Source organism: Dyella flagellata (assembly GCF_030160275.1).
GTDB lineage: Bacteria > Pseudomonadota > Gammaproteobacteria > Xanthomonadales > Rhodanobacteraceae > Dyella_B > Dyella_B flagellata.
The window spans coordinates 204,687-218,730 of sequence record NZ_BSOA01000002.1 but is presented as its reverse complement, the minus strand read 5'-3'; the positions used below and the strand labels follow the sequence as shown (position 1 = coordinate 218,730).

8 protein-coding genes are annotated in these 14,044 nt (G+C 60.8%); 4 read left to right on the top strand and 4 right to left on the bottom strand.

Going from position 1 to position 14,044, the window contains the following annotated elements; translation table 11 throughout:
- Positions 1-479: 479 nt before the first annotated feature.
- Positions 480-3,185: a S8 family serine peptidase gene (locus QQJ96_RS01220; RefSeq protein ID WP_284330075.1), complete on the top strand. Its 2,706-nt coding sequence runs from the start codon at positions 480-482 to the stop codon at positions 3,183-3,185.
- Between the two features lie 50 nt (positions 3,186-3,235).
- Here QQJ96_RS01220 and plsB read toward each other — a convergent pair whose 3' ends face one another.
- From plsB to QQJ96_RS01205, 3 genes are all read right to left on the bottom strand, one after another.
- A complete protein-coding gene (plsB, locus tag QQJ96_RS01215; RefSeq protein ID WP_284330118.1) occupies positions 3,236-5,890 on the bottom strand; it encodes a glycerol-3-phosphate 1-O-acyltransferase PlsB in 2,655 nt (884 codons plus the stop codon).
- 34 nt (positions 5,891-5,924) lie between these two features.
- The gene (locus tag QQJ96_RS01210; protein WP_284330074.1) at positions 5,925-6,881 is read right to left on the bottom strand and encodes a hypothetical protein; all 957 of its coding nucleotides are present in this window, start codon (positions 6,879-6,881) and stop codon (positions 5,925-5,927) included.
- Between the two features lie 372 nt (positions 6,882-7,253).
- Positions 7,254-8,150 carry a 5'-nucleotidase, lipoprotein e(P4) family gene (locus tag QQJ96_RS01205; RefSeq protein ID WP_284330073.1) on the bottom strand — a complete coding sequence of 299 codons (897 nt, stop codon included), beginning with the start codon at positions 8,148-8,150 and terminating at the stop codon, positions 7,254-7,256.
- Positions 8,151-8,206: 56 nt separating this feature from the next.
- Between QQJ96_RS01205 and QQJ96_RS01200 the strand changes: the two genes are divergently transcribed.
- The 3 genes from QQJ96_RS01200 to QQJ96_RS01190 all read left to right on the top strand — a co-directional run bounded on the left by QQJ96_RS01200 (position 8,207) and on the right by QQJ96_RS01190 (position 13,188).
- Positions 8,207-9,259 (top strand): AI-2E family transporter, encoded by a 1,053-nt coding sequence (locus QQJ96_RS01200; protein ID WP_404649176.1) that lies wholly within the window; start codon positions 8,207-8,209, stop codon positions 9,257-9,259.
- 443 nt (positions 9,260-9,702) lie between these two features.
- Positions 9,703-11,559, top strand: a complete 1,857-nt coding sequence (locus QQJ96_RS01195) for a PKD domain-containing protein (RefSeq protein WP_284330071.1) — start codon at positions 9,703-9,705, stop codon at positions 11,557-11,559.
- Between the two features lie 501 nt (positions 11,560-12,060).
- Positions 12,061-13,188, top strand: a complete 1,128-nt coding sequence (locus QQJ96_RS01190) for a hypothetical protein (protein ID WP_284330070.1) — start codon at positions 12,061-12,063, stop codon at positions 13,186-13,188.
- A gap of 157 nt (positions 13,189-13,345) precedes the next feature.
- On the opposite strand, the gene bluB is transcribed toward QQJ96_RS01190, so the two are convergent.
- On the bottom strand, positions 13,346-14,041 hold the full coding sequence (gene bluB / locus QQJ96_RS01185) for a 5,6-dimethylbenzimidazole synthase (protein WP_284330069.1): 696 nt from the start codon (positions 14,039-14,041) through the stop codon (positions 13,346-13,348).
- Positions 14,042-14,044 lie beyond the last annotated feature (3 nt).

The following is a 14,044-nucleotide window of genomic DNA, read 5'->3' as shown; positions in this document are numbered from 1 at the left end:
AACTTGCTCATCGCGACGATTCGCGCTCGACCGTACCGGCCTATCGACCCCTCAGCCGACAGCCAACGTAAGCGTCTTCATCGCTGACGTAGGGGCGTTCATTTTTTTCGACACCAAAGTCGTGCGCACGGCACACCGGCCGCGCACGCATTTGCCTCTAACAGGGAGCGGCATCCATGAGTCTGTTCAATCGCCATAACGTCCTGGCATTTTCCGTTGCTATCGCGCTGACCACCTCCCTTACCGCTTGTGGCGGTGGTGGTGGCGGTGGCGGAAATGGCAATGTGCGACCGGTGCAGACGCCTGTGCCGACCCCCGCACCGACGCCGACTCCTGCGCCGACGCCCACACCGACCCCGACTCCCACGCCGACCCCGACTCCCACGCCGACTCCCACTCCGACCTACGGGCCCGCGCCCACCACGCTAACCGGCAGCCCGACGCCGCTCCCGACGCCGCTCATTCAAGGCTACTCGACTTTGCGCGCGCAACTGGATCCAGAGAACGTCCCCTTGGCGTGGGTCACGGCACAAAGCGTCACCGGCAATCAGGGCCAGGGTGTGAAAGTCGGTGTCCTGGACACTGGCGCACAAGCCAGTAACCCCGGCTTGGCCAATCGCATCAGCTGGTTCAAGGACTACGTCGATCCCACCAACACGACACCGCAGGACCCGGATGGCCACGGCACGATGATGTCTCAAATCATCGGTGGCACGGCGAATGCCAGCGGTTCGGGCGGCAGCCCATTCGATGGTGGCGTGGCGCCACAGTCTTCGCTGTATATAGCGAGGGTTGGCGACAGCAGCGGCAAATTCAATATGAGTCTGGGGTCTCAAGCGCTTGCAGATCTGAATGCGCAAGGGGTCAAACTGATCAACAATTCCTACGGAAGCTCGACCGCGATCACTGCTGTCAACTCGGCCGATCCGCAGATTGCACAGCATTATGCTGCCTATTCGTCGACGGCGAACAATGGCCAGTTAATGGTTTGGGCCGGAGGTAACGAGGGTAAGTCACAACCAAGCATCGAGGCAGGGTTGCCCTATTTCGAATCCAGCCTGCAAAACAACTGGCTGGCGGTAGTAAACGTTTCACTGAACTCCAACGGCCAGGTGACGGGTCTGGACACAATAGAAAAGTCAAATGCCTGTGGTGTTGCTGCGCCGTGGTGTCTGGCGGCGCCTGGTTACACATATGTGTCTCCTGCGCCGAACACCTCATTCGCAACGGGTGCGTCCGATGGCACGTCGGACTCGGCCGCTGTGGTTAGCGGCGTGGCGGCGCTTGTCTGGCAAAAATTCCCATTCTTCACGGCATCCAATGTGCAACAAACGCTGTTGGGTACAGCCACCAATCTGGGTAGCCCTGACTACTACGGCTACGGGTTGGTGAATGCGCAGGCCGCTGTAAATGGCCCTGGTCAACTCAATTGGGGGGTCTTTGACGTCAATATTCCCGCCAATCAATCAGCCATCTTTTTAAATAACATGGCTGGCACCGGTTCGCTTCAGCTCGATGGGGCGGGAAATCTCACGCTGGCGGGACAGAACACCATCGGTGGCATTGTCGTGAATGGCGGAGCGTTGGCGATAGAAAGCAACACCAGCACCACTGCCGGGGCAACGGCGGTTAATGGTGGCACACTCTGGGTCGATGGAACGCTGAATTCTAACGTTGTCGTCAATCAGCAGGGAATTTTGGAAGGAGTTCTGATCAACGGCAATGTCCTTAACAGGGGAATGATTTCTACGCAGGCCTCATTGGCGCTCCAAATCAACGGTAATTACACCGTGGTCGCTGGGCCATTCGGCGATACGCAGATTACACTGGGTTATCCGTTGAAAATTTCGGGTACGGCGACACTCAATAAATCCACGCTGTTCGTAGACGTACCTTCCGGCTACTCCCTGCAGTCGCAGGACTTGGTACTTCAGGCAAACGGCGGCGTATTGGACACATTCGGTTCGCTCTTCGTCAATGGCAGCGTTTATACCACTGGCGTTTTGTCTTATACCCCGACACAGGTAGACGTAAGTCTCACCCAGGCTTCGATCTCAGCTGTTGCACAGGCATCGATGCCGGCCGTGGCGACCACCCAGCAAACCGCCCAACACATTCAAACTGCGCTAGTGCAGGCCAACCAATGGGCCGCCACAGATCCCTCGTCGCATCAGTCGTTCCTTGATGCCGCCGGCGATTTTCTCCATGTAAGTTCCTTCGCGCAGGCTGCCGCATCGATCAACAGCCTGTCCGGTCAGTTGCTGGCATCTTCGCAGGAGCTTACTTTGCAGCAGGCGGGCATTATCAACCGCACTGTGGCGGATCGTTTGGCCGACCTGGGTGAAGATCATGCGGGACAGGGCGCATGGTTCCAAGGCACCGGCGCCGATGGTGATATCGCGCGCACTGGCTACGCCACTGGCCATTACAGCGGCGGCGGTTCTGTCGCCGGCTATGACGTCAGGCTTGCGGATAGCTTCACGCTTGGCCTTGCCCTGGATTGGAATCGCCTGAGTTCCAACTACAGCATGCAAGGGGGCAACAATACGTCACGTAGCACCGGCGTGATGCTGTATGCCAAGTACGGCACGGGCAACGCCTATGTGTCGGGCCGGGTCGGCGAAGACTGGATTCATACCGATACCAGCCGCTGGGGCGTGCTTGGCACGGTATCGGCGCCTATCAACAGTGCGCGCAACGATAAGATGACGTCAGCCTATCTGGAGCTTGGTTATGACACCAAGTCGAATGCGTGGACGACCACGCCGTTCGTCTCCGCAGGCGATGAATACCTGCGCCGGGGAGCCATCGCGGAACAAGGCGCGGGTGGCTTCGGCATCAGCGCGTCAAGTCACGACTTCAATCAGAGTTTTGCGCAGCTCGGTGCGCGCCTGGGCTACAACTGGCGTTTGGCTACCGGCCAGCTGTCGCTGAAGGGCTTTGCCCTGTATCAACGCGTGCTAAGCGGGCAAAACCTGGGTTTCACGGCCGCATATGCCGGCGCACCGAACGCGACGTTTGAACTGGAAGGCGTGAATTCACCGCGCAACAGCGGTTGGATCGGCGCGGGCTTGAATGCCACGCTGGGCGATCGCTGGTCTTGGTTCGTCAACCTGGATGGGCAGGTCGCAGGCGGTGGTACGAAGGCGGCGGTGTTCAGTGCCGGCGCAAGGTATCGCTTCTGATCAAATGGAACGGCTGCGCACGGATGTCGCCATTCGTGCGCAGCGCAGGGCTATTCCTCGGGACGGTCCGCCGAAGTCCGCTCATGCTCATGATGCTCGGCAGCCACATGCCGTTCGTGCAGCTCTTCGCTGGTGTTCAGCGGCTGGGCTGATTCCGGCGATGGCTCCGATGTGGTCGATGCCGGTTCCGTTCCAGCTGTGTTGCGGGACGAATCCTTTTCTTCGCTACCGGTGATCTTGAGAATGGCGTGGCGCATCTCGCGAGCCAGGATCACGCGGGCGTCGCGCACCATGTCTTCCAGCGCGCTGTCGTAGTCGAGCTTGCCGTTGGCGTCAGTCCATACCACGCGGCGCTCGCGCAGTTTCTGGATGAAGCCGCGGAACAGCGCCTTGTCGAAGAATTCCGGCGCCAGCGATTCGCTGAGCAGGCTCAGGCGCTGGGCGGTGAGCGTGCAGACGTTCTCCAGTTCGGAGGCGGTGATGGCGTGCGGGCCGTTCTTGGCGAGCGCTGCAATGGTGATGTAATAGCGCTCGAAGGCCTGGATCAGGCTGCGCGCGATCACGCCCAGCCGATAGGCGCCATCGTCCTGGCCAGGCCCGCGTTCCAGCACACGCGCCTCGCCGACGGCCTCCAGCAGGCCACGGCGTACGAAGAAGTCGATGGTGGCCTGCAATTGCGCGCCGAAGCCCTCGGCGTCCCAGGGCAGGAACAGTTCGCCCTGGATGAAGGGGTAGATGATGCGGCCCAGGCGCAGCACCGAAGCCCGCGACATGCGGCGGTTGTTGAGGAAGCAGCACGCAACCCATGCGGCAGCGGCGGTGAGGTGCAGGACGTTGTTGCGGAAGTAGCTCAGCAACACCGCCTGCTCGCCTTCCAGAGTCAGCACGTCGCCAAGCGGATGGCGCACGCGCGTGATCCAGTTCATCTGCTCGCCATAGGCGATGATGGCGCCGGGCGTCAGCGACGTAAGCGTCATGCGCTCGGAATACGGCAGCTCTTCGAGCAAGGCCTTGAGCAGATCCAACTGCGCGAGCAGGTCATTTTCCGCCATCGCATGCTTGGGCGTGGACAGCAGTGCCAGCGCGAGCAGATTGATGGGATTCACATCCGCTGCGCGGTTGATGTTGACCTGGATTTTTTTTGCCAGCTGGTCGACGACAGAGTTCAGCCACTCCGGCTTGGCGCTCGGGTCGCCGGTGGTTTCGCGCCAGGTGCTGCTGGCCGCATCGAGCAGCGGTGTCAGCTCGATCGGCTCGCCGAAGTTCAGTGCTACGTGGCCGTAGCGTTGACGCAATACGCCCAGGCCGCGGATCAGTCCGGCCAGCGATTCCTTTTCCTTGGGCTTGCCGGAAAGTTCGCCGATGTAGCTCTTGCCTTCCATCAGCTTTTCGTAGCCGATATAGACTGGCTGGAACAGCACTGGGCGGCGTGGCGCGCGCAGGAATGCGCGCACGGTCATCACCAGCATGCCGGCGCGCGGCGCGAGCAAGCGGCCGGTGCGCGAGCGCCCGCCTTCGATGAAGTATTCCATCGGTACGCCGCGATCGATCAGCTGCGCTACGTATTCGTTGAACACCACCGAGTACAACGCGTTGCCCTTGAAGCTGCGGCGCAGGAAGAAGGCGCCGCCGCGACGCAGGATCGGGCCGATCAAGGGCAAGTTGAGATTCACGCCGGCAGCAATGTGCGGCACCACCACACCCGATGCGTGCAACTGGTAGGACAGCAGCAAATAGTCCGCGTGACTGCGGTGACTGGGTACGTAGACCACTTCGTAGCCGGGCGCGGCGGCGCGCGCCTTGTCGAAGTGGTGCATGGTGATGCCGTCGTATAGCTTGTTCCAGAAATTGCGCAGCAGGAACGAGGCCGAACGCACCACGGGGTGGGAGTAGTCGGCCGCGATCTCCATCATCATCTTGTGCGCGCGTTCCCACGATTTGGCGTAAGTGATGTTTTCCTTGGCGGCGGTGGAGGTGATCGCGGCGCGCACCGGTTCGGCGTTGAGCACGGCATCGACCACGGTGCGGCGGTGCGAAAGGTCCGGCCCGATCACCGCGGCGCGAATGCGGCGGAAATGCGTGCGCATCACGCGGGCCATCTTGCGTGCGAAGCGCTCAGGGCGCAGTTCGTCCTCTTCGTTCAAGACCGCGCGCAGCGAGACGGGGGCGGAGAAGTGCACGACCGTATCGCGTCCGTTGAGCAGCACTGCGAGCATGCGACGGAAGCGGCCGACGACCACCCAGTTTTCCGAAAACAGTACGCTGAACCAGCCCGATTCGCGCGTGGGTGCGCGTCCGACATAGATGGATACGGGCACAATCTGGATGTCGCGATCTGGAAAGCCTTCCAATGCACGGACCAGCTGACCGAACGGTTCCTGCGGCGAACGCTTGCGATTGCGCCCGAACAACGGGCCGTCACGGCGCGCCAGCGCAAATACCGAGCGGCGCCGGCGCGTGAACGGCAGCGGTTGCATTGGGCTGGGCAAGCCCGCTTCGCGGCAGGCGCGATCCAGGATCAGCGCGTCGGAAAATCCATCACGCTCGATCACGTAGCAAACGGGGGCCTCGCCTTGTAGCAGGCTGGCCGGTTCGGCTGGATCGCGGCGCAGGCGTACCCAGGGTTCGAGCAGGTGCCCGGCGAGGTTGAACCACCAGGGGGCGCGGCTGCGGTAGTTGGAGTCCGCGGTCGTCATAGTCGGCATCTGCATAGTGTATGCGGTGGGTCTGACGGCAAGCTCAGGGCTTTGCCGCCAGCGTGGCGCCGGTGGAGCTGCTGCCGGCCGGTGCGGGTGCCGTGCTGCTGGCTGCCGGCGCCGGCGGATGCAGGAGTTGCTCGTGCTGCGCACGCTCGCTGTCGATCAGGTCCTTGCTGTACCAGCGGCCGTCCACCAGCTCCAGTTGCGAGTCGGTGCTCAGCGGCTTGCCCAGCAAGCTGTAGTCGATCTTCACGTGCGCGAGGCCATGGTCGATACCGATGGTGCTGACTTTTACCGAACCAAGCGTGTCGTCGATGGAAAGCCCGTAGATCACAAGCAGCTGCTTGATGCCCTGAAAGGCAACGCTGTACTTGTTCATCGCGGTATCAAAATCCATGTGCTGGAGCTGATCCGGGCTCTTGAGGTCGAGCTTGCGTGCGCTAGCCACCACCACGCCCACGGCCTGCTTGGCTTTGTCCTGATCGAACCAAGCCGTCTGCTGCGCCCAGGGCCGCAGCACGTCGAGCACGTCGCGCATCTGCTGCTTCTGGTTTTCGGTCATCGTCTTGTTCTGGGCGATGCCGGTGGTAAGGATGGCCTGGCCGATGCCGATCATCACCGGCAATTGGTCGTGATATTGCTGCTCCATCTGCGTCAGCTTGGGCTTGAGCTGGTCGTACAGCGTGGTTTCCGCATTGGGTGCGGTGAGCTGCTTGACGGCCTGGTCGAAGCGGGCGCGATCCTCGTCGGTGATGGGGCGTTGGCCGGGACGCGGGCGCGTCCAGTCGGCACGCAGATTGGCGTAATCCGCCGCGGGCAGGGCGTGTTTCCAGAAGCCGGCGAAGTCGCCGGCCTTGATCAGCGCTACGGATTGCTGCACGGAGGCTTCCGGGGTGGCTCCCCCGGGCTGTGCGGTGTTTTCTTCTTTCTGGTGACAGGCGGCCAGCACGAGCAGCGCCAGAAGCAGCAGGCAATGCCTAAGTGTTTGGAAACGCATGAAATTTCTCGCAAGGGAGGACGGAAGCTTGCCGTCCGGGGCAAGGGCAAGGGCGGCGCCATACGGCGGGGCGCGGTGCATCTTACTTCATCAAAAAGGAAACCCTGTGGGCGGTCGGGTCGCGCGGCGCGTAGGTTGGGATGCCAATCCCAGCTTTCTATCCAGCATCCCGATGCTGGGATTGCCATCCCAGCCTACCCAAAAGAAAACCCCGCGGGCGGTCGGGCCTCGCAGGGTCATGCCGGCAGCGCCGGAAGGGAAATGGCCTTGCCCGCAGTATTGGAGGTCAGCAGGGTCGGCGAGCCCATGATACGGCCCCTTTTTACTTCAGGCAACACTTTAAGATGTGTTCGCTAATTTATTGATTTTAAATCAATTATCACGCAGTGCCTGAATCTCCTGCTGGCGGCGTTGGGCGCGTGGCGTACTCCACTCATTGTTGAACAAGGCCGGTTCCCACGAGCCGTACGCGGGGTTGGGGAGTACGAACCAGCGGCTGCCGATCCAGTCCTGGTAGGGCGCCATGGCTTGGGCCCGGCCGGCGGGCGTATTGCTGAGCACGGTGACGAAATCGCCGAGCTGGTCGCCGAACTGCATCAGCACCCGATAGTGCTGGCTGACCAGCTGGCGGCGGCAGTTCTTCTCGGTGCCGACCTGGTCGCAGCCCGGAAGGATAATGCCCAGCCCCAGGAAGGCGTCGGGTGCTGAAACGGGCAGGCCAACCTTGCGCAGGTTATCGAGCGTAGCCGCGTCCAGGTCCTGGGCACGGTTGGAAATGTAGATCACCGCGATGCCGTGCCGGGCCGCAAACTGGGTAAAGGCCACGGCGCCGGGCAGTGCGCGCGCGCGTTCCTCCTTGCACCAGGCGGCCCAGTCGGCCTCGTTGAATTCGCCCCCTTTGCGGATCAGGCGTGCCTGGTAGGGCGAGTTGTCGAGCACCGTTTCGTCGATGTCCAGGATCACCGCCGGTTTGAGTTGCTTGGAAGACGTGATGCGGTCTTCGGCGGGCAGGGCGTCCCAGTTTTTGTCTTTCAGCGCGGCAAGCAGTTGCGACTGCGCGCTACGGAAGGTCTCTTGATAGATCAGGTCGTGCTCCAGCGCGGTCTGCGTCCAGGCGACGGCGTTGAGATTGTCATCCGCCGGAACGGCCACGGCAGCAACAGGCGCTGGAGCCACAGCAGTCGATGCGGCTGAGTTGGAATGCGGTGCCTGGCTGGCGCAAGCACCAAGCAGTAGCGTGCCCAACAGAATGGGCAGGGCCTTGGTCATGAAACACCCGGTAGAGTGATGAGGTTGCGAGAGGATGGCGCAAGTTTATGACAGACTTGCCTGGCTTCGTTTTCGCCCTGGACCGCCCCGTGCACGCAGCCTTTTCCTTCATCCGCGGCATTCGCATCGCCAGCTACGTATTGAGTGCCCTCGCGCTGGTGCTGGTGTTGAAGCTGCATCTTCTGCCGGCGCTGCTCGCGGGATTGCTGGTGTACGAATTGGTGCATGCCATGAGGCCGCTGCTGGGCCGGCGGATTTCCGGCGAACGCGCGCGCCTGGTGGTGGTGACGGTGCTGGGTGTGGTCGTGGTCGGCTTGCTTACCTTGCTGATCGTTGCCTTGATCGCCTTCTTCCGCAACGAGATCAACAACCCCGCGATGTTGTGGGAGCAGCAATTGATGCCGTTGGTAGAGAAAGCGCGCGCGCAGCTGCCGCAATCCTTGACCAACTGGCTGCCGGACAGCGTCGACGAATTGCGCGTGATGGCGTTGGACCTCACCCGCAAACATGCGATGAGTCTACAGAACGCCGGCAAGGAAACCGCGCGTGTCCTGGTGCACATCATTGTCGGCCTGATGCTCGGTGCGCTGGTGGCGCTCAACCGCGCACGCCCAGCGCATCAAGTGGGCCAGTTGGCGGCTGCGCTGAGCGAGCGTTGCCATCATCTGGCCGCAGCTTTCCACAGCATCGTGTTCGCGCAGATCAAGATTTCGCTGATCAATACCATTGCCACTGCCGTCTTCCTGCTCGGCGTGCTGCCGTTGATGGGCATCCACGTGCCGCTGGCGAAAACCCTGGTGGTGGTCACCTTCCTTGCCGGCCTGTTGCCGGTGATCGGCAATCTCATTTCCAACACGGCGGTGACCATTGCCAGCCTGTCCGTATCGATATGGGTGGGCGCGGCGGCGCTGGCATTTTTGATCGTGATCCACAAGCTCGAATACTTCCTCAATGCACGCATCATCGGGGTGCAGATCCGCGCAAGGGCATGGGAGTTGCTGGTGGCGATGCTGGTGATGGAGGCGGCGTTCGGCTTGGCCGGGCTGGTCGCCGCGCCGATCTACTATGCGTACTTGAAGCGTGAGCTTGAGCAGCAGCGGTTGATTTGAAGATGCGCGACCGTATGCAGTGTCGTGACCAAAACATCACGCCTATTTGTGATGACGTCGTGACGAAGTGACTGTGAAGAAAATCTCATTTTCCTGGGTGACAATGCCCTCAAACGGCATTTAAATGGATTTAATTTTTACAAAATCTATTTGTCGGATTTTATTGGTTGCAAATAAAAATGCCGTGGGTTAGCTTGCCGCGGTTCGTCATTTAGGGGCAGTACGTGGCGAACGACTTTGTCAGGGAGATGGGCCGAGACTTCGGTCCTACTAAGCATTCCTAGCGCATGCCCGTAGGGAGCGGGAGGGGACGGACGGCGCCGGGAATAGACGAAGCCCCGTTTTATAGGTGTGGAGCGAAATGTGAGCCCCGCTCGAGCGGCGTGCTGTGGTCGGTAGGCCGCAGGGTGGGTTCTTTTGTTCTCTATAAATGAGGGTACCCAATGTTCAAGCACAGGAAATACGGCCCGCTCAAGACAGCGGCCGTCTCTAGCTTGTTTGCTCTGGTTTCCGCTGGCGTTTTTGCGGCCGACAACAACGCCGCACAGCAAGTCGGCAATCCTTATTCGCCCGCTTATGGGCATGCCTACCGGCATGGCGTTGTGCCGACGCGTGAAGCGCACGCAAAGATGAAGGCTTACGCTGCGCAAATCGGTGCGGCGACCGGTCCTGAGACCTTGTCGTTCGGAGGCGGCATCGATGGTATCGGTGTCACCAGCGGCACGCCGAAGGTCTATCTGGTGTTCTACGGCAATCAGTGGGGCAGTTCGAGCACCGACAGCAATGGCAATCTGAATTTTTCCAACGACCCCAGCGGCGCTGGCCCTTACCTGCAACAGATGTTCAAGGGCCTGGGCACCGGCGGCGAATTGTGGTCGGGCACGATGACCCAATACTGCGATGGGCCGTCGGTGGCCAGCGGCGCCACTTCCTGTCCGTCAGGCGCGCCGTTGATCGGTTATCCCACCGGAGGGGCGCTTGCTGGCGTGTGGTACGACAATTCGCAAGCCTCGCCCGCCACCGCGACCGGCGCGCAGCTTGCGCAGGAAGCCATCAACGCCGCAGCGCATTTTGGCAATACTACGGCGGCATCGAACCGTTACGTGCAGTATGTGATCCTGTCGCCCACCGGCGCCGATCCGGATAATTACAAGACGCAAGGCTTCTGCGCCTGGCACGACTACAACGGCGACCAGGGCGTCAGCTCGCCCTACGGCGATATCGCCTTCACCAACATGCCCTACGTGTCCGACCAGGGCAGCAGCTGCGGTGCGGGCTTCGTCAATGCCGGCAACAACCTGGATGGTTTCTCCATCGTAAACGGTCACGAATATGCCGAAACGGTGACCGACCAGAACCCGGCGGGTGGCTGGACCAATCACCAGAGCGGAACTTATAGCGGCCAGGAAAACGGCGATGAGTGCGCATGGATCAGTTCCGGCCAAGGAGCATCGGCCAACGTGAGCATGGGCACCGGTTCCTTTGCGATGCAAAGCACCTGGTCCAATGACACCAACCAGTGCGAAATCGCGCATCCCATCGTCAGTGGTGGCGGCAGCGGCGGCGGTACGCCCACGGCCAGCTTCAGTGTCGTGACCAACGGCCTGGCCGCGAACTTCACCGATAGTTCCACCGACAGCGGCGGCAGCATCAACTCCTGGTCGTGGACCTTCGGCGACGGCGGTACGTCCACGTCGCAGAGTCCGTCGCATACCTATGCGGCAAGTGGCACGTACAGCGTAACCGAGACGGTGAAGGACAGCGTCAGCGGCAAGACCAGCTCGGCGACCAAGTCGGTGAGCGTAAGCAGTGGTGGCGGCTCGCAGCAGTTGCTGGGCAATACCGGCTTCGAGTCCGGCGCTGCCTCGCCGTGGTCGATGAGTGCAGGCGTGCTTTGCAGCAATAGCAGCTGCGCGGGCGAAGTTGCGCACAATGGCCAGTGGTTCGCCTGGCTGGATGGCTACGGCACCACCCATACCGACACGGTGTCGCAGAAAGTGAGCATCCCGTCCGGCAAGACCAGCGCCACCTTGCAGTTCTATCTGCATGTCGACACGGCCGAAACCACCACCACGACGGCCTACGACAAGTTGAAGGTACAGGTGCTCAACAGTAGCGGTGCAGTGATCGCTACGGTGGCGAACTTCTCCAACCTCAATGCGGCCTCCGGCTATCAGGTGCACAGCTACAACTTGAGCGCGTACATCGGCCAGACCGTGACCTTGAAGTTCACCGGTTCGGAAGATGCTTCGCTGCAGACTTCGTTTGTGCTCGATGACATCACCTTGACGGTGCAGTAAGCGCCAAACGCACCTCACTCCGACGCGTTTTCATTTTGGCGTTTGGGGTGAGGTGCCATTCCTTATGCGGGAAGCTGGGCACGCTCGATGTCTTGACGTCAATTTTGTGCAAGTTTTTATTCAGCCTCGGTGTTTGTATCAAACGCTCAAACGCCATGTCGTCCTTTGGTCGACTGGACGTCTAGACGTCCAAAGACGATTTGTTCACAACATAGTAGTTGCAATTGAAATGGCTGTGGGATAGGTTTTTGCGGTTCGCCATTGGGGATGTCATGCGGCGAACGACTTTGTCAGGGATGTAGGCCGAAGACTTCGGCTTATGCGCAATGCGTTTCCAACGTATGCCCGTAGGGAGGGGAGGGGGCGGGCTACGTCGGGAGTACGACAAAGCCTCGTTTTCATGGATCAGGAGCGAAATGTAAGCCCCGCTTAAGCGGAGTGCTGTGGCTTGGCGGCCGCAGGGCGGGTCCTTTTGTTCTCTGCCTAAATGAGGAAACAAAAATGTTCGAACACACGAAATACAGCCTGCTTAAGGTGGCAGCCGTCTCCGGCTTGCTTGCACTGATGGCGGGCAGTGCTTTTGCGGCTCAAAATACCGAACCGCAAATCAGCAATCCCTATTCGCCCGCTTTCGGGCATCCTTATCGGCATGGTGCGGTGCCGACGCGTGCTGCGCACGCGAAAATGAAGGCTTATAGGGCTTACAGAGTGGAAGCTGGTGCGGCGACCGGTCCGGAAACCTTGTCCTTCGGCGGCGGCATCGACGGCATTGGTGTAACCAGCGGCACACCCAAGGTCTACCTGGTGTTCTTCGGCAGCGACTGGGGTAACCAAAGCACCGACGCCAATGGCGATCTGAACTTCGACAATGATCCCAGTGGTGCCGCGCCCTATCTGCAGGAGCTTTTCAAGGGCCTGGGTACCGGTGGGGAATTGTGGTCGGGCACGATGACCCAGTATTGCGATGGGCCCTCAGTAGCAAGCGGCGCAACCTCCTGCCCGTCGGGCGCGCCGTTGATCGGTTATCCCACCGGCGGGGCGCTTGCCGGCGTGTGGTATGACAACTCGCAACCCTCTCCTTCGGCAGCTAGCGGGGCGCAGCTTGCGCAGGAGGCCATCAATGCCGCGGCGTACTTCGGCAATACCACGTCCGATTCCAATCGCTATGTGCAATACGTGATTCTGTCGCCCACCGGCGCCAATCCCGATAACTACCAGACGGGCGGCTTCTGCGCCTGGCACGACTACAACGGTGACGGCTCGTTGTCGGGTGGTCCGGTGTCATCGCCGTATGGCGACATCGCCTTTACCAACATGCCCTACGTGTCCGACCAGGGCAGCGGCTGCGGTGCGGGCTTCGTCAATGGCGGCAACAACCTGGACGGCTTCTCCATCGTGGAGGGTCATGAATACGCCGAGACGGTCACGGACCAGAATCCGGCCGGTGGCTGGACCAATCAAACTGGCTCAAGCTACAACGGCCAGGAAGACGGCGATGAGTGCGCCTGGATCAGCTCCGGCCAAGGAGCGTCCGCCAACGTGAGCATGGGCACCGGTTCGTTTGCGATGCAAAGTACCTGGTCCAATGACACCAACCAATGCGAGATCGCACATCCCATCGTGCAGTGATGGTTGGCGCTGGATAGCGCTTTGAGCGTCAAATGCAGGTTCACCCCAACGCCGCGGCAAAGGCGACGTTGGGGTGATTTGCAGCCCAGCCAAGTAGGCTGGGATGCCAATCCCAGCATCGCCAAGCACGCTGGGAATGCCATGCCACCCTATGGCACTACGTTTCGCTTATGGCCTTCCTCAATGCATCGTTGTCGATGCTGCCATCCCACGTATTGGCGTGCAGCAGTTGTTCCAGCGGCAGGCGGGAACGCCAGCCGGCGAGTTCCAGTTCGGGCTTGGGCAGGAATTCGCTTACGTAGCCCAGGCACAGATAAGCCAATGGATAGACCTGCGCAGGCAATCGCAAGGTTTCCGACAGACGCGCCGGATCGACGATGCTCACCCAGCCCACGCCAATGCCTTCGGCGCGCGCCGCCAGCCATAGGTTTTGCACGGCCAGGCAGGTGCTGAACAAGTCGGTATCCAGCATGGTATTGCGGCCGAGCACGTGAGGTCCGCCGCGCTGGCGATCACAGGTGATGCACAGATTGATCGGGCTTTCGACGATGCCTTCCAGTTTCAGGCGCCGATACTGCTCTGCGCGTTCACCGGAGTAATTGTCGGCCGCTTGCGCATTCGCTTCGTCGTACAGTGCCTTCACCGCTCGCTTCACATCGAGGCGGTCGATGACGATGAAATCCCACGGTTGCATGAAGCCCACCGACGGCGCGTGATGCGCGGCCTGCAGCAGGCGCGCAAGCACCTCGGGGGCTATGGGGTCGGACAAAAATTGCGAACGTACGTCGCGGCGTTCGTGGATGGCGCGATACAGGCCCGCGCGCTGCTCTTCGGTAAAACCATGATCGCTCATACA

What these genes read in the sequence shown, in the direction of transcription:
- QQJ96_RS01195 (WP_284330071.1), top strand. Translation starts at nt 9,703, where the DNA reads ATGTTCAAGCACAGGAAATACGGCCCGCTCAAGACAGCGGCCGTCTCT.
- bluB (WP_284330069.1), bottom strand. Translation starts at nt 14,041, where the DNA reads ATGAGCGATCATGGTTTTACCGAAGAGCAGCGCGCGGGCCTGTATCGC.
- plsB (WP_284330118.1), bottom strand. Translation starts at nt 5,890, where the DNA reads ATGCCGACTATGACGACCGCGGACTCCAACTACCGCAGCCGCGCCCCC.
- QQJ96_RS01190 (WP_284330070.1), top strand. Translation starts at nt 12,061, where the DNA reads ATGTTCGAACACACGAAATACAGCCTGCTTAAGGTGGCAGCCGTCTCC.
- QQJ96_RS01205 (WP_284330073.1), bottom strand. Translation starts at nt 8,150, where the DNA reads ATGACCAAGGCCCTGCCCATTCTGTTGGGCACGCTACTGCTTGGTGCT.
- QQJ96_RS01210 (WP_284330074.1), bottom strand. Translation starts at nt 6,881, where the DNA reads ATGCGTTTCCAAACACTTAGGCATTGCCTGCTGCTTCTGGCGCTGCTC.